This window comes from Leptospira alstonii serovar Sichuan str. 79601 (assembly GCF_000347175.1).
GTDB lineage: Bacteria > Spirochaetota > Leptospiria > Leptospirales > Leptospiraceae > Leptospira > Leptospira alstonii.
The window spans coordinates 1-19,257 of sequence record NZ_ANIK01000058.1 but is presented as its reverse complement, the minus strand read 5'-3'; the positions used below and the strand labels follow the sequence as shown (position 1 = coordinate 19,257).

Below are 19,257 nucleotides of genomic sequence, written 5' to 3'. Positions count from 1 at the left end.
GACAGTTAGTCACTACAAATGGTTGAATAATCTTCATTTTGAAAATGAGATCCTTCAGGAAACGTTTAACGACTATTACAGCCGGGTGAAAGTTCAAGAAAAGAATCTAAAAGCGATGGATCGAAAGATTCGGGGAGTTGCGGAAAGCGAACCGTTTAGAGAGCGAGTAGGATTCTTGAGATGTTTTCGAGGAGTAGATTACTTAACTGCAATGTTTTTACTCTGTGAAGTCTGTGATTTCAAGAGATTTAAAACAGCCGGTTCTTTCATGAGTTTCCTTGGCCTGGTTCCGGGAGAATATTTCAGTGGCTCCAAAAGAAAACAAACAGGGATCACAAAAATAGGAAGTCCCAGGCTTCGAAGGATTTTAACGGAAGCAGCTTGGCAACATCGGTATCCAGGAGTGGGAAGTAAAGCTGTGACTGCACGCAGAGTCGGACAACCTGCGTTAGTCGTCGCTTTAGCTGAAAAAGCGTCTCTAAGATTGCACAAGAAATTTCGTAATATGCAGCAAAGAGGAAAAACACCTCAAGTAATGATAACGGCAGTCTCACGAGAGCTATCCGGTTTTCTTTGGGCAGCGATGAATCTAGTAGCTTAGAGTTAGAATAATGTTTCATCAAATGGTTTTATTCGTTAGAGAAGATGTACGATAAAGGAGGAATACTTGTTGACTCAGTGTTGAAGCAATTTTGAATTTCAAATTTGATCTTCGTTTTTAGACTAAGAACAGCTCCCGATGTATAGGTATCCAACCCGCGAATATCAGTCTGATCAATCGTCGCGAATGCTTTTCTCTAACGAGTTAAACTATTTGATGATAAAAATGCGAAAAAATATTTACTGCTCCGGTTGGGTGCGCCATATCAGAGCATTTCTGATTCTAAATTAATCAAATTTAAATGTTTAGTATTTTCACTAAAAATTCGATAGTAAACTATAAACTTTATAACAAAGGGTTGACACACGTTTTGATATGAGTTTTCCTTTGTAGAATGAATGAAATTAGGAGGTTTAACTTTCTAATTTTCAATGTAACTAATAAAATATAGTTATGCAACAAACAGAAAATCTTCCATATCCGGTCCCTAGTAATCTAAACCGCGAAAAAATTGAAGTAATCGCTACAAATTTTGCAAAGGAAATTTCTTTTATCCCTGGTGGTAGCTTAGAGAGTGTTGTTTCTAAACTTCGTGGACGTATAGAATACCAAGACTACGATGATTGGACTATATCCGAAGATGCATCTATAGAAATATTTGATAAAAATAATTTCATAATTAAGATTTCAAATTTTACAGGACGTTTAAGAAACCGTTTTAGTATTGCCCACGAGATCGGGCATTACGTATTACATTCAGATTTTGGTTCGATACCAATTCGGGCTAAAAGATTCGGGAAAGAACCAGTCGAAATTGAGGCTGATCAGTTTGCAGCGAGTTTTTTAATGCCGGAAGAAGTGTTCAAAGCGGAATTCTATAAAGACAGTAGTATTCTGAGTTTAGCATCTAAATTTATGGTTTCCCAGGCAGCAGCAAAATATCGAAGAGATGTTTTAAAGTTAAGATGAATTATTTAATTCTAAACATTGCTCTTCCAAACGAACGTATGAGAATTTTAATCTTTGAAAGATTTTTCCGAAAGATTTAAACCTCGCTTATTATTATTTTTAAGCGTAGATATAATCGACTCCACAATTCACAAGTATCAAGCTGGATTTACACCGACCTGGCTCACCGCCTTCATAGATTTTTATTCAGAATTTCCAGTACTGCTTAATACTGGAATCACAAAGGCTAGGGAAGGGTGCTCTGAATATAATAAAATAGACTCACCGAAACCCGAAATATGGAAGTCTTTGGGCGATGAAATTATCTTTGTTGCTGAAATATATAATCATATCCAGGTCGCTTGGTTATTAGAAGCAATGCAGATAGCTGTAAAAGATTATAATAATAAACCAATAGATGGAACTTCTGATTCAGGCCTTAAAATTAAAGCAGCAGTTTGGACAGCAGGATTTCCAGTTCAAAATGTTATTATCCCAATCGAGTATAATACTGACAATTTAGGTTCTATAGGTTTACAATATGATTTTATAGGCAGGAATATTGACCTCGGATTTCGAATCTCTAAATATTCTTCGCAGCGGAAGATGATTATCTCGAACGATGTAGCATTGCTTTCATCTGCATTTGGATCTTCAAAATTAAAATATTATTATGAAGGTTCAGTTTCCATTAAAGGACTTCCAACAGAATTAAAAGATTATCCCTTGTTCTGGGTTGACACATTCGTTGGAAATGGCGCTGAAAGTGAATCGAGATTATATAATCCAGTTCAACAAAGTGATATGAAGGAATTTGTAGAAGGGTTTTATAACTCAAAATCAAAGTATTTTATGAGGCCTTTTATTAACTCAGACCCTATTTTTAATAGTCCGCCAAATGGCTATGATGTAGATTTAGAAGCAGCGATTAAGGCTATGAGTGATCCAGACGCAATCTAATTAAATCTTTCCTGTGATTTTCAGTTAGTTATAATTATTTCAGGCGTTGTCAGCGATCTTGTGTAAATGACGTTTCTTAAAACGAATCTAATTTCAATCGATCTCCAAAAATAATCGAAAATTGATTCATAGCTTTTCCCCAATCTTGAATCGGCATGGTCCATTTTTTAGACATATTATTCAAAGCTAAATAGGGAAGCCTGATTGCCTCATCATTCGGAAACGAACCCCGATTCTTGATAATTTTTCTTAACCCCACATTCATAGATTCGATGGCGTTTGTAGTATATATCACCTTACGATCGTTAGGTTTATGGCGATCTACCTTCCTGAAAGGCTTCGATAACTTTTGCTTTTCTTTGAATCTCTTGAATGCATCTTTCCAAAAAATTGTTAATCAATAGCGTTCTCCCAGGCTCAGAAAAGAAATCCATATAACTCAAAATGGCTACTTTAACAATTAACTCCAAAATCTTCCAAAAAATCAGTTCAACAGTCTTTAAGAATATAATGAAAGCAAGTTTTAGAGAGGTATGCCAAAGCGTAGAATAGACTTGACAAAACCCCCTACAATATTATGATTGCCGCCTTTGACGAAAGATAACGGTCGAAAGAGATTCCTTCAATAATTCTTTTTATGGTGACTTGCGAATGATAAAAGATTTTAGAACAATAATTAACGGCTGTTTGATGGGGAACTCCAGAAGCTGGAAGGAATTTCTCTTAACTTATGATCGCCTGTTGAATGGAATTGTGGTACAGACCTTTGGTCGTCGTGATTCCGAGGATATTATCCAAAGAATTATAGAGGAATTAATTAAAGATGATTTTAGGTTATTACGCCGGTTTACTGGTGAATCGGAGATTGCCTTTAAAGTATATTTAAAAAATATCGGTAGAAATGTCGCTCGCAATGAATTTCGAAAGCTATTAAAAAGAAGAGAAGCGGCAGACTGGTTGGATGAAGAAGTAGAAATTGTAATGGGCAAGCAAGCTGAAGAAGCTTGGCAAAAAGGGGAGTCGGAAACTCATTATCGAGAACTCTCTAACGAATTTGAAAACCTAATTGAAAAATTGGATTTTACCTCCAGACAGGTCATTTTATATCGTAGAAAAGGTTATAAGCACAGAGAAATTGCTGTTATGATGGCAATGCCTCTTGGAACCATTACAAGCCTTTGCAACCGGGCAATTGTTGAGCTAAAAAAATTCAGATCTTCATAGGATTTTGCAGTAAAAAAGACAATATGAAACATTCTTCTGACGGAAGCGAGGAAATCTCCGAGGAACTTTTACTACGATATGTAGAGGGCCAGCTTTCTGATGAAGAAATGGATAGGGTTGAGACTGCGATCAGAAGAAACAAAGAAACATTTCTAAAGTTCGTTTCCATAAAAGAAGTGATCTTTTTAGAATCCATAGGAAGTAAAATCTCCTCTGAGAACGCAGATAAAATCATAGAATCTAGTCTTCCAGAAAATGATCCCAACTATCTTCGAATCTTAGTCCGCGTTTGGAAGGATCGTGTAGTAATTTCAACCTCAGATCAAAACGACCTTGTTTACCGAGGACTGATGGCTGAATTTAAAGATCCAGGAAGTGAACCAGGACCCGTATCAATTACTAGAAAAATCAAAGGGAAAGAATTCACCTTTATTCTTGTTCCAGGTGATACTCCCGGTGAACAATATGTCGGTCTGACTTTGAATGATACCGAAAAACTCTACGCGGAGTTATGGTTAGAGCGTCAGTTTATCGAAAGAATTGATGAACTCGGTCCCAAGAAGTTCTTTAAGAACCCACTTCTCTCCACACAATCAGTTGAAATTAGATTCTTCAATAACAAGAATGAAAGAATCTTTTCCGTTGGTTTCTTTCTCCAAGAAGAAGTCTAATTTATATTTTTTTTTAAAAACGTTTTTTCCTAAAACTGCAATAAAATCTAAGAATCTATACATTTCCATATAGAGACTATGTGTTTCATTATGGAGAGATTGTGATTTTGAAAACTCAATATCCTCAAGGCAAACAGATTACATTTATATTAGCCATAATTTTAAATCTTACATGTATCTCAGATATGGAGCGAGCTAGTAACTTTCCTGTAAAAGATGTTTGTAATGATTTTGGAAATATAGATCCAAAAACCATTCCTCCTGAATCAACATATTTTGATGAAAAATTTAAAAGAAGGTTAGTTTTTATTTCTTCTTACCAAACAGTTCCGTATGATTTGTTGACGAATGCTATTCAAATTAAAGACGAAAAGACTCTTAACGAATTTGAAGAGTCGTATGCATCTTTATGTTTAAAAGGCAGAAATGATAAATCACCAATTTATGAGAAAATTGAGTTCGTAAAAGAAAGAAAAAGAAATTTGTCTCAGGGTCTTTTAAAAGGAATTAACCAGGATGAGATAATAAATGTAGAAATTCAAGATACTGAAAGTATAGAAAAACTTTATAACGGGTTAAGATACTTTTTTAACTTTAGAGCTGGGAAAAAAGAGGCAAATTCTCTATTGCGAAAATTTATAGAATCTCACTTTAATAATATAGAATATAAGTATTATAATTCATTAGAATTTGATGGTGACGAGTTTAAATTTAAGGAATCCATCGACGAACTTCATAAAATAAAAAATACGAAAAAGTATATTTATCTTAGAATTATGCCATATCAGCTTTCAGACTTATTTGAATGGTCGGAATATGATTTCAAAAGACAATCCTATTCATTTATAATGTATAATGAACCTTTTCGATTTCAAGATTGGATGAAAGAAGATCGCTTTGAAATGCAAAAATCATTTAGCGTTCAGATTCCGCAAATCGAAGCAAAAGAGTTTAAAAGAAGTTGGATTGAAAGGGATCAAAGCCAGGATCATTATGAAAGGGATGGAAACTTTGAGTATTATGAAAAACAGAGATACTTAATAGCTGAGATACTCTTTAAGGTCGAAAATGGCTTTGAGGATAAGGAAGCTTGGGGTGATTGTTCAAATTATTCTATCTATTGGGAAAAACCTCCCATTGAAGTTGATTGCAAGTTAAGAGAGGATTTAAGAAGGAAAAAGTTGAATCTTGTTCCGGTTCGATATCGATTTGAAAACATCCGTGAAAACAAAGTTTTTCATAACTATTGAATTTGGAGTCTTTTAATGAAACTTCTCACAATCTTTCTACCGTGTTTATATTTCTTTTTTATAGGAAACTTAACACGATCGATTATTCATTTATGCTAATAATTACCATAGGCGGTTGGATTTTCGCGTCCATGTGGGCAGTATCTTATCGTTTCGAACAAAAATAAAATTTCTTCAAAAGGATGTAAAAGAATGAAAGTTCATATCTGTTTCGTACTAATGGCTTTAGCTATCTCTCTATTCAATTGTAATACGGACAATGTTCAAAATGCAAATAACAACGCCGATTTAGCAGTTGCTCTTTCCTTGATTGCGAATACTTCAAATACTTCGATTGTTTCTGAAAGTTCTGTAGCAAGAATCCGAAATCGAAATTCAATTCCATTAGCACACGGTGCTTATACAATCATTCCCTTTAGCGAGGTCGATTATGATACAGGTGGTTATTATAATTCTAGTTTATCTGATCGATTGACTATTCCAGCTACTGGAATCTATAGCGTGATTGGTGAAGTTGAATATGCAGCGAATACAATAGGCGTTCGTAAAACAAATCTCATTGTGAACGATGGCTTAAGTAATGTATACGTAGTTGCCGCATCTTCCTTGCCCGCCTCTGGGTTTGGGGCATATCAGATTGAAGCAAGTGTTGGAACGAATGCAAGGTTCAACAAAGGTGATACGATCAAATTGCAATGCTTTCAAGATAGTGGAGGCGTGTTATCATTACAAGCCGCCTCTTATGCATCGATTCTGACAATTAATAAGATTTCTAATTAAGAATGCTTTTAATATGCTTTTTCATTTAAGTGCGAGTATTCAAGAAGCGATTATATAATAAAATTTTTGCATAAAAGGTAAATTTGAACTACAAGGATAAAAAAGGAGAATTTGAATATGGGATTCTTTGATGATAAAAAATATTTAGTAAATTTGCGTTTAAGAAAAAAGAATGATCGGCAAATGACTTATATTGTTAAAAAAGAAGTTATAGCAGGATCATGGAATCAAGCAGTCAACCAGCTTAAGGATGAACATGGAGACGATTATTGTGATGTTACAGTGATTTCCGAAGAGATACTCTAATTTTCTTACTCATAACGAATATAATAAAGTAGCTAAAATTCTGTCTTTAAATTAGAATTTGTCTCAAAAATTAAGGATTCAAAGTTGCTTCTGTAAAGAACCAATTCCATTTATCGGAGAATTCATTGCCGGAAAACATCTTGAAATAGTATAGGAGTTATGAATTTCGCAACCGTTAAAGGTGAATTAAAATAAGTCATCCAATCGAGTTTACTGCCACTTTCCTTTGGACAATAGGAGTAATTTCAGTAATAAATATGAGCTATTGAATTATGAATAACGGTGTATGGAAAGAAATCGATAGTGTAGGAAAGATCAAATTCAATGGAATACTTCGGGTCTTGAATAACTTCTATGATTCGATGGTGAAAAACAAAACGCGAGATTTCAAATTTCTACTACCCCAAGCTCAGAATACAAAAATATACCTTCAGAAATTAGATGAGGCTACTCCTTACCAAATATTCGCGGAAATCATTGAACCTGAAACAACAATGCGAGAAAATTGAATTCATATAGACGGAATTAAGGAAGAGCAAGATCGATACAAATCTATGGGAATCTTAGATCATGCTTTCTTTGATATTCCCTGTTTGACTGAAATCTATGATGATCATACTGAAGTTGTTGATTTTAACCCTAAAAAACTACTAGTATAAGACAATTCAGCGCACAATTCAAAAATAAAAAAGAAAGGATGATGGATTACGCAAAGCCCTTTCTTCGCTTTTGATAGTGCGAATCCGAGCTTCGGTAAAATCCTTCAGTAGAAAATTTGGATGAACATATCTAAAAATATCCTTTCCCATTAATATTGGACTAAGGGAAGTTAGAGCCGACTGTTTTCAAACAAATTAGGTTAACGGTCATTACTCCTTATTATTACCGGTAAGAACAGTTTTTTCGTAAAGTAGATCAGTCTTCATATTTTTCTCAATTCCATAAGAACTTAAAAAGGTTTAAACTTCAAATTCATTCATCGCTACTCGTCCGACATAAGACGATAGTATAGATATCGTCTTATCAGTGCGATACCAAGTTTGGGTTTGAAAAATAAATTTCAATAAACTATTCGAAAGTTTTTTAGCTTAAGTTGCACTGTTCGATTTTATCGTGGCAAAGCCAGAAAACAGAAAAATGTATACAAATAATCTGATGTTTCTAAAAGAATTATGGAAACGGAATACAATAGAAATATTGTCAACAAAATAATTTTTATATCTCTATGAAAAATGAAATGACATTTATATTCTGATTTATTTTTTGAAAATTGGTGGATGTAAAAAGGAGTTATATGGAAAAAAATGTCAATAAAAAACTTATAAAATACAATGTATCAAATGGTGTAGTCAAGAGTCCTCGATCACATGCATTTACGAAAGGCTATTTGCAAAAAGCAACCACAATTGAACAATTAATCAATGATATTGATAGCAAGAAATGTATATGGCCAGTGGTTGCAAAAAATGGTCAGAACCATAGGAAGAGCGAGAACGTTCTTGGGACGGAAATTGTAATTCTGAATATTTCCGAATATGAGAGTTTTGATGAGGTGGTGAAAACGTTTGCCGATTCAGCGGTATATATCTACGAGGTTGAGTCTGAAACCGGCTTGAGAATCCGAGCTGTGTTAGTATTGGATCAATTCTTGAATTGTATCGAATTGGAATATTTCTTGAGAATTGCTCAAGTTGAGTTTGCTCATAATCATAGATGTATCGACGCGGCTCATGCATATATCAATGAACATATTATTACTCGTTACATATTGTCGGAATCGAATAGATTTAAAGTCTCCGATCTGTTCAATAAGTATGTATTTGATAGTAATTTTAATTCTTCGTTTGAGAGCAAATGGAATATCGATGATCAAGGATCATTTAGCGAATTTAAAAATGAGGTGATACGAAAATACAGTCTTTCTCCAGCTTTAAATACACCTGTATCTGTTTCTCGTAATGTCTATTTAATAGAAATATTACAAAATAATAAAGTCGCTTGATTACTAACTAAAAACAATAGGAGTTCCTAATGAATGGAAAAAACTAAAAATAGACTAGATGAATTAAATGATTATAGGTTCAATAAATTCGGTGAATTACGAACCGAAGAAAAAACGAATGCTACTTGGAATTATCGAAATACTGTTAAAGAATTAACAGGCAACGCTCTCGCCGATCTCCAAAACGAAGTAAAAGAAAGATTCATAAAAACCGGATCTTTTGATCTATCATTAAACCAAATGATCTCTCCTCGTATAATAGGGGAAGCAATCCAAAAACTAAATCGCAAATCCGCTCCTGGAATTGATAACAAGGATGTTTATCGCATTATGAGTTATGGCGCATCCTACTGTTATCAGTTGAATGCAGATTTCAAAAAAAATGGACACAAATGGGATCGTTATAAGATTCACAGAAAATTGAAGGAGAAAGGTTCTCCGGAAGATTATCGAGAAATAGGAATCTTTACAACCAAAGACAAAATTTTTCAAAAAATCATCTCAGAAGTCTTAGAGCAAATCTATGAACCACAATTTGTAGACAATAGTTTTGGATATAGAGTTGGACGTAGTTCTTTTGACGGTGTTGACTATATAGAATCGGAATTGAACAAGGACGAGAATAATTACGCAGTAGTAATCGATATTCGTAAATACTTTGATTCGATCCCGCATGGACATCTAATAAATATTCTGCGTAAGCAAATCAAGAATGAAGAGTTACTCAATCTAATCGAAGGATTTCTAAAATCGATTAAAATAGTTGATTCAGAAATGGTCGAGAACCCACTTGGAACCCCTCAAGGATCAATTTTAGGGCCTATTCTAAGTAATATTTTCCTCCATACAATCCTTGATATACCTCTCCTCCAAAAACACAGTAAAATGGCTTATGTGCGCTTTGCAGATGATTTCCTGTGCTTTACTAAGACCCTAAATGAGGCTGAAGAGATTAAAGAATTCATTTCCGAAGTTTTGGGCAATAATGGTCTCCGCATTTCAACTAAAACGGGTGAGCCGATTAGGAACTCAAAGGAAGAACCCATATTTTTCCTGGGATACAAGATAGAATTCAAAGAAGGTAAATACATAGCCCTTCCTAGTGCAGATAAGATAAGGAAACGTCAGGGTAAATTATTGGATAGTATCGCGAGTTCAATGGAAACTAAACTATTCCTATCTGATCCTCAAGGCCAAAAGGACATTCCAAAGTATATCCTCAATATGAATTTTTACATGATGATCAATAAATACATAAATTCGTATACAAATTATCTAATAAGATCTCAGGACAGAGCTTTCATAAAGGAATTGAATAGGGAATTCTTACCTGAATTAAAAGAAGTATTATTCTCTATGAAAATGGAAAATTATCAAAGGAGAAATGTTAGAAAGTATATAGAAAGGAGGTTAATCAAACATATAAATTAACTCGATAGCAATAACAAAACAAATTAACAATAACTAAAGAACAAAACTAAAACTAAAACTTTAAAGAACAACCAAATCAATATAAAATTAAAAACACAAAACAGAGAATTAAAATAATTCATTATTACAACAACAAATCCAATACAAAACACTTAGAACATATAAGAATAATTAACAATAGAAACAAAGAAACTTAATAAGAACTACAGAATACTATAGAGAAGAATACAGAAAAGTAAATACAACAACCAGAGTAATGGAATGCAGGAATTTTATAGAATTTTGGGACAACGATTCTGTATTAATACGTCTCGGTCTTAGAGATGAATTAGAAATTCCCTTTGAATGAGGGGAATACGATTCATGGAAATTAAATTCATAAAATTGAAACGAGGATATTAAAAGAGCTTTTGGCTCGAATTTGCATTAGAATATTAACAAAATGAGGGTGTTATGGTAATAATTTACGACGATTAGATAAAAGGTTTGGAATGAAAGAGTGCAATTATATAAGGACATAGATGATTTTGTCAGATATCTTTTGCAAAAAGAGTGATCCCGATTGAAGTTTATGTCTATGTAGAATATTGAATCCTATTTCATTTACGGAGACCTTATTCTCCTAAAGCACTTTTAAAAATATCAATGAATGATGGTCTTCAATTTGATCATTCAATTGGTCTTAGAATTTTGCCTCTGCCTTCAATTAATTCTACTATGGCTAATGTGACATTGTAGAAGTATTAATGGTAACGCTCTCTTTGAAATTGAAAAACAAGGAAATTAATTCTATGGAATTTGCCGAAACATGTCCAATTATAGTAGCGCGAGTGTCCAAGAAAAAATTAATTACTGAAGCGATTGATAGATATCAATATTTGGAAGGTTACATTAGATATGATGATCAAATAATTGAAATCGCTAGGCCGTATACATTGGAATGTTTAACCTCACGAAGGGATTGCTTCTATAAGCTAAAAGAGGTTGGAAAAGCATTTTATTTGTTGATCGATAGAACCGTTCAAGAGGCTCTTAAAACTTATCCTTGGTTGGCGGAGGGTCGTTACGAGTAACAAAAGTTGGCTCGTATGAATGTTTGTCGATATTATAATATAGCAATACAAAATTACGAGCCAAAGTTTTCTATCCGTTTCTTGATAAATTTATTTTGAAGATTGAATCGGCTTAGTTTCATTTCTTTGTGTTGTATCGAAAGTCAAAAATTTAGATTAGCGGAGAGTTTTATATGCAGAAAGAAGAAAAATTACAATTCCTATCAGTGTCAAAATTAAAAGATAGGTATGGATGGACCGATGCCGCCATTGGCAATTTTCTAGGTGAACCGGATAAAACGGCGAAAAATCCATATTACAAGAAAGCGGCTCCGATGAAGCGTTACTTGCTATCCCGGATCTTGATGGTCGAAAATTCCGATCAATTTAAAGAATTTATTGAGAAGAATAGAAAGAGGACTTCCGGAAGTATACGGGCCGTTGAAAAGAAGAAAGAAAGCTTAAAAGAATCTATAAAACAAATTGAAATTACTATAGAGGAATATTCGAGAGAGGAACTAATCAGGAAAGCGGTCCAGAGCTATAATTTAAGAAAGCAACTCCAAGGCTCTGATCAAGTAGCAAATGAATCTGATAGCTGGGATTTTGTTAGAAGAATTACTGAAAACTTTGTTCGACATGAATTGACTCACTATGATGAAACTATCGCAAGTCTTTACGGTAAAGTCGGAAAATTTCGTGCTTATCAATACCTAAAGGAGATGATCACTAAAAAGATTTATGAAATCTATCCTTGGCTAAAGATGAACGATTAACCTAATTTGGGACAAAGTGGTATCAGTCCGATATCGATAAAAAACAGAAACTATAACATTCATGCAAAGGCGTTTATTCTACGGAATTAACAACAGGTTCCCGATTTTCAGGAAAATGGATTAAACGCTTTCTTGCAATCACTTAGAATGATCATGTGCAAATCTAAAGATATTGTTTAAATAAATTTAAATTAGAATAATGTAAATTGAATACAAATTTGTAAACACATTAAAGAAACATTAAATAGAATTTTGGTTTAAAATATTTTTTTGTCAACAAAATTAAATTTTAGAACCGCTAGTTTTTCGAAGAAAATCCGTTGATGCATTCTTTTATATAAAAATAATGGAATTCATATTGGCAACAGAAGAACAAAATTTAAATAAATGTATACAAAATAATGTAGAAGATAAATCGCTTAAGCAAGCTCGTAATGACCTAATCTTTAAATTGGTTCAGTCGCTAGGATTCGATGTTCGTTTAAATAGGCATGAAACAGTCGCAACTGATGATGACTCTGGACCCAATACAAGAGTGGCGATAATTGCTCCAGATCTGACCTATAAAAGTATTTCTCCAAAACATAAATGGCAATTGCGCCGTTCCATCATTAAACATTTTGATTCATTGCTCATTGATCCCGACTATCGACTCAATAATAATTCCATACTCAAAAATAGAATCGGAAACATCGCCCTTTTTCAACATCCTAATAGTCATGTGATTTGCATAGATGTAGATATGCACAATTCAAATTGGGCTAAGGGTTCTCGACGCGCGCTGTATATGATCATAGAGTGCCTCTATAATCTAACTGGAGTATACCCACTGTATTCAGAATACTCGATGTTAGATCGAGGATTTCATGTGTTCTATTATATTAATAAATCATTTCACGTTGAATCCTTTGGAAGATTAGTAAAAGAATTCTTACAAAAAAATCATTCTTTTATCTCCGGTATCGATATACGCGATTGTCTCAGTAAATGTGTGAGATTGCCATTGGGTGCAGATTATGTAGGTAATAATGTAGAATTAGCGAAGGAATCTCGTGATATAGACGAAGTCTATTGTTGGGTAAAAGAAAAATTGGATTCGAAAGATTGCATTGTTAATTTTGAGGAAGTAGTGCAAGACCTTAGAATAGGGAGTCCTGAACTTTTGCCCTTAGAATTTAGGCCATTGGAAAATGGCGCTCATATATGGGAACGTATTGGTGTAACTGGTACAAAGATTCCGATTGGATATGATGATATCAAAATAACCGCCGGTAATCGAGTCGCTGGTGAAAAATTACTTTGGAAATTAGCATTTAGATGTGTGGGTAATTCAGAAACCTATGATACGTTTAAAAGAATAGTGTTCGCATGTAATGTTGATAGTAAAGATCTGACCGAATTATCAGGAGCGTCTATCCAAAAACAGGATAAGATTCTAAAAAGTATATATGAATACGCGATTAAAAAATATAAGGAGTTCGGGACAAGTTATAGAGATAGTTTAGGATTCTTTAGCAATTTGGAACTTTTGACTGAATTAGATGAATTTAATATCGAAGAGGCTGTAGGTAGAAATCGGAATAAAAATATCAAGAAACAAAATCTAAATATTATGACTCAAGAATTTGTTGGCAAACATAATTATGAATGTAAAAATCCGAGAACAATTTCGGCGAAAGCAAATCTAAAAAGAGAAACAAAAGAAAGATTAAAACATGGAGTTCAGTTTCCATTAAATTACGTTGACAAGGCTAAAGAATTTCACTCTCTGAAAGGAGCTTCAAATACTTTGAGATCAGTAATTTATAATGAGTTAGATTTATTCTCTAAATGTGGGGATTATTTTAAGAATGAAAATGGATCATCTTGTAAACAGTTTAAGTTGAATTATGTGAATGAATACAATAGTGGGAATAAATACATGGATCCTACTATTTCAATAACACATGAGGTTGAGCTTGGGGCTCCCCTCATGTGAAATATATATTATGTGAGCGATAATAGTAACAATGAATAATAAAAAGGAGAATGAGAATATTGGTAAATGAAGGAAGTGTAATGCTGGAAGAAAATGAAGACTATAGTCAGGTTGTGAAAGAATTTATAAAAGAATTAAATTCGAGAAGTAATGGTAAGCCTAAACGCTCTTTAGGTTTTGATTCTTTAGATAGTTTTATAGATAGTCCTGCTGGCAAGGGTGAGATGACTATATTGGCAGGTGAATCCGGTTCTGGTAAGTCTCTGTTTTCATTAGCGATGGAGATAGGCTTGTTACGCAAGAATACTTGTGTTGCGAAATTATCGTTAGAAATGACTAATATAAGAAATCATGAGCGATTGTTTTCTATGTTACTCGGCAAAGATAAATCCTATTTTGATAGTGTGACAAGTAGTGAAAAATCCAAAGTAGAGTTTATGCAAGAGCTCATGAAGCAAAATGAATTATTAAAACGATATTATTTTAATGATAATCCAAATGTTTCTTTAGAGCATTTGCCGAAATTGATTCCGTTAATCCAAAACCACTTTAAGTCTCTAAATCTTCTGCCTGATGATGGTTACTTTGTATTGATAATTGATTTGTTATCTTTGATTTCAGATTGGGGAGTGTCACAAATCGAGATCCAAAGTTCGATTGATAAGTTGCACCGGATAATTAAATCCTTACCGGTTCATTTGATTGGAATAGTTCAGACAAACGAAAATGATCAAAGATCAGGTAGTGGCAATAAGAATGGTCTTTTTCAGTTAGGATTAAAGAATCTCAAGGGGTCTGCGGCCTATAAAGAAAGGGCGCGAGACGTGCTTATTTTGAATAGACCGAAGTTGATGAAAGCGAGAGAGGAGGGTAAAATCATGGATAATTATTTTGATAATGACATTATGAGAATTCATATCGCTAAATCTAACGATGGGCAAGACGGTTACGCTGATTTTGTTTTTACCGGTGTGAATGGTCTCTCTATTATACCTATAGCAGAATATAAGTCAATGTACGATGTAGCTTCGTGAAGTTTAGAATAATAGGAAAAGTATAATGGAATTATTAAAAACTTTAGATTGGGTCGCTATGGTTCATTCTCTTGAAGAGCTAAAGGGCGATGACGGATATATCTGCAAAAATTACACTTGGAATAATAGAGAGAGAATTTACCAAATTCTAAAGAAAATATCGGAAACGAAAAATGATATGGTCCTCATAGACGGTATAAGCTTAGATTTAAATTTTGTAAGCAAAGGCCATGAGCGAAACACAATTGAGCTTTTGGAATCTTTAGATACCTTTTATCTCGTTAATCCTTTAAAGCTTGAATTTCATAGACCGGAAGATCTAAGCCAGTCTATTTTCATCCTTTTTTTGAATAGTGTATCTCCAGTCGGGGAACCTCAATATAGGGATGGATTTAGGGAAACACTATCCGAAATTGGCCCTGGAAATTATCAAAATAGGGAAATCTTCGATGACGCTACAGAGATCTCTGAACATGATTTTACTATAAAGTCAAATGGAACTCCAGTTCGTAAAGTACGTAGATACTTACGAGGTATAATTGGATTTATAGGAGATACTAATAAATTCTATAAATCTCCCGAAATATGCGATATATTCATGAGCTAATTTCAAAGTAAAGGCAATGAATAGCTATTGAATTCCTTGTTTTAATTTGCTATTAAAGGTCGTTAATAACTTATGCGTACTATTTAAGAACTCCTCATACGGTTCCTGACGATGGAAACAGAATAATTCTTGGAATTCTTCTTTAAAAGGAATTCCAAGTTGTGTAGCTTCGGCTATACCGCCCAGAAAGAAACGATTCTTTTCATAGATATCATAAGTATTCTCCTGATCTTTCAAAAGAAACCAATTTTCATTTGAAGTGTATTTAGGATTTCGATCGAAAATCTTTGGGATCAGATGCGTGTTTTTTATTCGTAATTCCGCGAAGAAGAAGATCTCATTAAATTCTTCAGTAACCCCGTGCCAAAGTCTCCAGCTTGCGTTTGAATCAGAATACTCTATTCTCTGATTACATTTCTCTGGAATTCCATTTTCTTCATACGGATCGATAAACAACCTTCCTGTAATTCGCGATTCGTTATTATTCTTCATAAATGTTCCCTCTTAATTTTGTGCAAAAGAGCGTCCTGCTGAATTTGAATCGTTCCTTGGGTTGCAATTTTCTCAAATATGGAATTTAAGAATAAATAAATATCCCAGAACGATTGATTGGTTTTTTCGCAAAGAAGGTGAGCAATCATTTCTTCTAATTCACTGTCTCTGGCTCCTCTCCATAATCTGTCAGAGAGTATGGCAAGCGATTCTTCGAGACTAGGGGAATAATTACGCCATTCTCCGTGAGTCTCACAAATAGTGTAGATGGAAGAATCGATTCCCCAGGATGATAAAAATTCTTTTCCGAATTTTTCATGGAGATGGCCTGGCTCATATAATTCTTCTGGAATGTAAATTTTACCAATATCATGAACCACGCAAAGAATTTGACCTAGTTTTTTATCAATAGTCATTTTCATTGAAAGCGGTAGTTCTAAGAGGATGCTATCAAAAGTCTCAAGGACTCTGATATGATGATTGATGAGGCGTTCGGGTGCATTTAAAAATTTTTGAAAATTTAGAGCGTCATTAAATGTATTGAATCTAATCATCAGTCAATAAATCTCCTTAATCTGAAGTCTGTTGCGACCATTGATCTTCGGCTTATGCCCTTATTAATTGATAAATACTTTATTTAAGGTTTTTGGATTTAGTTGTGCGTGTAAATAATACTTCGCAGTGGTGCTAATGTCTTCATGAGATAGGCGTAAGGCGATAGCTGGAATTTTCTCTCCTGCTAAAAGGAGGCTACTCGCATGTGAATGACGTAAGTCATGCACTGAATAATTTTTGCCTAATATACGTCTAGAGTATTTGTTAATCTCCTGCCATAGGAACTGTCTTGAATAGTACCCGTTGATTGATCTCAGGTTCTTAAATAGGTAATCCTTGGGTTTTATAAATTCACTGTGGAATGTTTTTAGAATGGCTTCGTAGAGTTTTATAGGAAATGCGTTTTGGATGGTTACTTCTTTGCCACGTTTTCTGATTATAGTAATAGCAAGAGAGTCATTCGAAACAAAACAGTCTTTAATTCGAATCCGAGTTAGTTCAGATACTCGAAATCCAGAGTTGTAGAAAGCCTTAATCATTAAAGATAACTTCTTAGGTGTATTTTTACAGAGCGTAGATATCTCTTTTCTTGATAAGACAGCCGATTCGTTTAATGAGTATTTCGTAGAATCCACTTTCATTTCTTTGAAAACTGTGTCCAAGACACTTAAGAAAGCGAGATTATTGGCCTTACCGGGAAGTGATTGTTTTATACCTTTTTTTAACGCGGATTTTGCTATCCGAATTGTCGCGGACCTATCACCTTTGATCTTTAAATAGGAGAGATATGATTGGATGCGATCTGGAGTTATTGATTCACTTTGATTCCAGGTATTGAATTGATTAATGTGAAGTTGGTAGGAGTTCCGAGTATTAAGGTTCGATTCTTTTGGATTTTGCAAAGTGGTTAATGAATTTTCTCGGATAAGATTCATGATTGCCTATATAAGTTTTTTTCTTAGTATTTGGAATGGAACTTCAATTACATAGTATAAAGGAATCGCGAGGAGGATTGTGAGAATTAACGTTCCTAAAAACTTCAAATGAAAGAGTAGAGAACTTCCGTCCGCCTTGCTGATATTTAGAACCTTTAAAGAAAATCCCATAAAAATGAAATGCCAAAGATAGATCATATAACTCAATCGAGCAATCGGGTTAAAGATTTTCATACTTAATAGCTTGCTCAGGAAAGAGTCACTGCTACTCACGGATAAAAGAAGTAACCCGGCATATCCAATGTTGATGAAGTTGTATTTCAATATATGGGTTATGATCATTTTCGAAATGAAATCAATAAGATGAGCAATAACTATAAGAAAAGCAAATATGCCACTCAGGGATAAGGATACGGTTTTGTTAGACTTGAGGATGAAATGGAATTTCTCATTGCTATAAAGATCCATTGCGATGATCCCAATAATAAAAGAATCAAAACGAGTATGGAAGGGGTAATAGATTTTGGACTTCCCCCGAAAAAACGGACATGTCTATGCAGTAATTCTTTCTCGAAACTCGACAGGTGTAAGATAGCCTAAAGCCGAGTGTCTTCTCTTTCTGTTGTAATATCTTTCGATATAGTCAAACAGAAAATATTGTGCTTCTTTCATTGTGTTGAATTTTCTTCTGTAAACCTCCTCAACTTTTAGAGTTTTAAAGAACGATTCCATGGGAGCATTGTCATAGCAGTTATCTTTTCGACTCATACTCTGAATGAATTCATTCGTATTTAATACTTTTCTAAAGTTATCGCTTGCATATTGAACTCCTCTATCGGAATGGAATATTACTCCTTTAGAATATCCTCTGCGAGAAAGAGCTCTCTCAAAAGCTTTCAAGAGATGCTCCGTCTCCAATGTCGAACCTAACTCCCAACCGATGATCTCTCGATTGAAAAGATCTTTGATCGCAAATAAGTAAGCCCATTTCCCAGCAATTGGAATATACGTGATATCTGAAAGCCAGATCTGATTCAATCCGTCCGACTTAAAAACTTGACCTAAAAGATTAGGAGCCACAGGAAATTTATGTTTCGAGTCAGTAGTCACAGGACGAAAAGAAGGCTTCCGATCGGCTTTTAAGCCCATTATACGCATTCTTCTGTAAACTCGATTCTTAGATACAACAAGACCTTCCGAACGTAAGTCTTGATGAATTCGTAGATACCCGGATCGATTCTCATGTTCCTCAAATAGAATCCGAATCCTTTCGTCCAATTTTTTATTGGACTTTGCCCTCTCGCTATCTTCTCGTTTCAACCATTCATAGTAACCGCTCTTTGATACATTCAGAATTTTGCATATCTTCTTTACAGGGGAATGATTCCTTTTTATATATGTATATTTCATTTTCTTGGTTTCAAGAAGATGGCCACGGACTTTTTTAAGATCTCCCTCTCCTCCCTCTCCTCCCTCTCCTCCCTCTCCTCCCTCTCCTCCCTCTCCTCCCTCTCCTCCCTCTCCTCCCTCTCCTCCCTCTCCTCCCTCTCCTCCTTTACTTCCATCAGTTCTTTCCTTAAACGTTCATTCTCTGCTCGAAGTTCATCTTGGAACGGACCGTCATCCGTCAGATACTTTTTCTTCCAATTAATCAG

General features: G+C 34.3%; 20 protein-coding genes and 1 pseudogene. 15 read left to right on the top strand and 6 right to left on the bottom strand.

Annotation, left to right across the window (positions count from 1 at the left end; genetic code table 11):
- The 3 genes from LEP1GSC194_RS12540 to LEP1GSC194_RS12530 all read left to right on the top strand — a co-directional run.
- A partial coding sequence (locus tag LEP1GSC194_RS12540) for an IS110 family transposase (protein ID WP_036042672.1) occupies positions 1-601 on the top strand: 601 nt, incomplete at its 5' end.
- A gap of 453 nt (positions 602-1,054) precedes the next feature.
- Entirely contained in the window at positions 1,055-1,570 is a 516-nt protein-coding gene (locus LEP1GSC194_RS12535; protein ID WP_036042670.1) for an ImmA/IrrE family metallo-endopeptidase, read from the top strand.
- A gap of 54 nt (positions 1,571-1,624) precedes the next feature.
- Positions 1,625-2,509 (top strand): hypothetical protein, encoded by an 885-nt coding sequence (locus LEP1GSC194_RS12530; RefSeq protein WP_020773920.1) that lies wholly within the window; start codon positions 1,625-1,627, stop codon positions 2,507-2,509.
- A 76-nt stretch (positions 2,510-2,585) separates the two neighbouring features.
- Here LEP1GSC194_RS12530 and LEP1GSC194_RS12525 read toward each other — a convergent pair.
- A pseudogene (locus LEP1GSC194_RS12525) lies at positions 2,586-2,819 on the bottom strand (transposase); the annotation flags it as partial.
- Between the two features lie 341 nt (positions 2,820-3,160).
- Between LEP1GSC194_RS12525 and LEP1GSC194_RS12520 the strand changes: the two are divergent.
- The 12 genes from LEP1GSC194_RS12520 (at position 3,161) to LEP1GSC194_RS12460 (ending at position 15,620) form a co-directional block, all read left to right on the top strand.
- Positions 3,161-3,733, top strand: a complete 573-nt coding sequence (locus LEP1GSC194_RS12520; RefSeq protein ID WP_020773925.1) for an RNA polymerase sigma factor — start codon at positions 3,161-3,163, stop codon at positions 3,731-3,733.
- 23 nt (positions 3,734-3,756) lie between these two features.
- Positions 3,757-4,404 (top strand): hypothetical protein, encoded by a 648-nt coding sequence (locus LEP1GSC194_RS12515; protein WP_020773930.1) that lies wholly within the window; start codon positions 3,757-3,759, stop codon positions 4,402-4,404.
- Positions 4,405-4,505: 101 nt separating this feature from the next.
- Positions 4,506-5,654: a hypothetical protein gene (locus LEP1GSC194_RS12510; protein ID WP_036042664.1), complete on the top strand. Its 1,149-nt coding sequence runs from the start codon at positions 4,506-4,508 to the stop codon at positions 5,652-5,654.
- 192 nt (positions 5,655-5,846) lie between these two features.
- Complete coding sequence (locus LEP1GSC194_RS12505; protein ID WP_020773921.1) at positions 5,847-6,434, top strand: hypothetical protein; 588 nt, start codon at positions 5,847-5,849, stop codon at positions 6,432-6,434.
- 117 nt (positions 6,435-6,551) lie between these two features.
- The gene (locus LEP1GSC194_RS12500) at positions 6,552-6,740 is read left to right on the top strand and encodes a hypothetical protein (protein ID WP_036042661.1); all 189 of its coding nucleotides are present in this window, start codon (positions 6,552-6,554) and stop codon (positions 6,738-6,740) included.
- 1,294 nt (positions 6,741-8,034) lie between these two features.
- The gene (locus tag LEP1GSC194_RS22700; protein ID WP_017810006.1) at positions 8,035-8,742 is read left to right on the top strand and encodes a hypothetical protein; all 708 of its coding nucleotides are present in this window, start codon (positions 8,035-8,037) and stop codon (positions 8,740-8,742) included.
- 33 nt (positions 8,743-8,775) lie between these two features.
- Positions 8,776-10,173: a reverse transcriptase/maturase family protein gene (locus LEP1GSC194_RS12485; protein ID WP_017810007.1), complete on the top strand. Its 1,398-nt coding sequence runs from the start codon at positions 8,776-8,778 to the stop codon at positions 10,171-10,173.
- Positions 10,174-10,964: 791 nt separating this feature from the next.
- A complete protein-coding gene (locus tag LEP1GSC194_RS12480; RefSeq protein WP_017810008.1) occupies positions 10,965-11,246 on the top strand; it encodes a hypothetical protein in 282 nt (93 codons plus the stop codon).
- A 173-nt stretch (positions 11,247-11,419) separates the two neighbouring features.
- Positions 11,420-12,001, top strand: a complete 582-nt coding sequence (locus tag LEP1GSC194_RS12475; protein ID WP_017807750.1) for a hypothetical protein — start codon at positions 11,420-11,422, stop codon at positions 11,999-12,001.
- 358 nt (positions 12,002-12,359) lie between these two features.
- Positions 12,360-13,979: a hypothetical protein gene (locus tag LEP1GSC194_RS12470; RefSeq protein ID WP_020773923.1), complete on the top strand. Its 1,620-nt coding sequence runs from the start codon at positions 12,360-12,362 to the stop codon at positions 13,977-13,979.
- Positions 13,980-14,059: 80 nt separating this feature from the next.
- Positions 14,060-15,013: a DnaB-like helicase C-terminal domain-containing protein gene (locus LEP1GSC194_RS12465; protein ID WP_020773922.1), complete on the top strand. Its 954-nt coding sequence runs from the start codon at positions 14,060-14,062 to the stop codon at positions 15,011-15,013.
- A gap of 25 nt (positions 15,014-15,038) precedes the next feature.
- Entirely contained in the window at positions 15,039-15,620 is a 582-nt protein-coding gene (locus LEP1GSC194_RS12460) for a hypothetical protein (protein WP_020773916.1), read from the top strand.
- A gap of 24 nt (positions 15,621-15,644) precedes the next feature.
- Here the strand turns inward: LEP1GSC194_RS12460 and LEP1GSC194_RS12455 are convergent, their stop codons facing one another.
- The 5 genes from LEP1GSC194_RS12455 to LEP1GSC194_RS23115 form a co-directional block, all read right to left on the bottom strand.
- Positions 15,645-16,112 (bottom strand): hypothetical protein, encoded by a 468-nt coding sequence (locus LEP1GSC194_RS12455; protein ID WP_020773928.1) that lies wholly within the window; start codon positions 16,110-16,112, stop codon positions 15,645-15,647.
- A complete protein-coding gene (locus tag LEP1GSC194_RS12450) occupies positions 16,109-16,666 on the bottom strand; it encodes an HD domain-containing protein (protein WP_017810299.1) in 558 nt (185 codons plus the stop codon). Before LEP1GSC194_RS12450 ends, LEP1GSC194_RS12455 begins: the two co-directional genes overlap by 4 nt.
- Before the next feature lie 63 nt (positions 16,667-16,729).
- Positions 16,730-17,602, bottom strand: a complete 873-nt coding sequence (locus LEP1GSC194_RS12445) for a tyrosine-type recombinase/integrase (RefSeq protein WP_020773917.1) — start codon at positions 17,600-17,602, stop codon at positions 16,730-16,732.
- Between the two features lie 552 nt (positions 17,603-18,154).
- Entirely contained in the window at positions 18,155-19,012 is an 858-nt protein-coding gene (locus LEP1GSC194_RS12435; protein WP_017810296.1) for an IS3 family transposase, read from the bottom strand.
- Positions 19,009-19,257: hypothetical protein (locus LEP1GSC194_RS23115; RefSeq protein ID WP_086005138.1), on the bottom strand; the 249-nt coding region annotated here is incomplete at its 5' end. The genes LEP1GSC194_RS23115 and LEP1GSC194_RS12435, both read right to left, overlap by 4 nt.

Coding starts and splice junctions, on each gene's coding strand:
- LEP1GSC194_RS12500 (WP_036042661.1), top strand. CDS start 6,552: ATGGGATTCTTTGATGATAAAAAATATTTAGTAAATTTGCGTTTAAGA.
- LEP1GSC194_RS12480 (WP_017810008.1), top strand. CDS start 10,965: ATGGAATTTGCCGAAACATGTCCAATTATAGTAGCGCGAGTGTCCAAG.
- LEP1GSC194_RS12515 (WP_020773930.1), top strand. CDS start 3,757: ATGAAACATTCTTCTGACGGAAGCGAGGAAATCTCCGAGGAACTTTTA.
- LEP1GSC194_RS12460 (WP_020773916.1), top strand. CDS start 15,039: ATGGAATTATTAAAAACTTTAGATTGGGTCGCTATGGTTCATTCTCTT.
- LEP1GSC194_RS12435 (WP_017810296.1), bottom strand. CDS start 19,012: ATGAAATATACATATATAAAAAGGAATCATTCCCCTGTAAAGAAGATA.
- LEP1GSC194_RS12520 (WP_020773925.1), top strand. CDS start 3,161: ATGATAAAAGATTTTAGAACAATAATTAACGGCTGTTTGATGGGGAAC.
- LEP1GSC194_RS12450 (WP_017810299.1), bottom strand. CDS start 16,666: ATGATTAGATTCAATACATTTAATGACGCTCTAAATTTTCAAAAATTT.
- LEP1GSC194_RS12485 (WP_017810007.1), top strand. CDS start 8,776: ATGGAAAAAACTAAAAATAGACTAGATGAATTAAATGATTATAGGTTC.
- LEP1GSC194_RS12465 (WP_020773922.1), top strand. CDS start 14,060: ATGCTGGAAGAAAATGAAGACTATAGTCAGGTTGTGAAAGAATTTATA.
- LEP1GSC194_RS12475 (WP_017807750.1), top strand. CDS start 11,420: ATGCAGAAAGAAGAAAAATTACAATTCCTATCAGTGTCAAAATTAAAA.
- LEP1GSC194_RS22700 (WP_017810006.1), top strand. CDS start 8,035: ATGGAAAAAAATGTCAATAAAAAACTTATAAAATACAATGTATCAAAT.
- LEP1GSC194_RS12445 (WP_020773917.1), bottom strand. CDS start 17,602: ATGAATCTTATCCGAGAAAATTCATTAACCACTTTGCAAAATCCAAAA.
- LEP1GSC194_RS12505 (WP_020773921.1), top strand. CDS start 5,847: ATGAAAGTTCATATCTGTTTCGTACTAATGGCTTTAGCTATCTCTCTA.
- LEP1GSC194_RS12455 (WP_020773928.1), bottom strand. CDS start 16,112: ATGAAGAATAATAACGAATCGCGAATTACAGGAAGGTTGTTTATCGAT.
- LEP1GSC194_RS12535 (WP_036042670.1), top strand. CDS start 1,055: ATGCAACAAACAGAAAATCTTCCATATCCGGTCCCTAGTAATCTAAAC.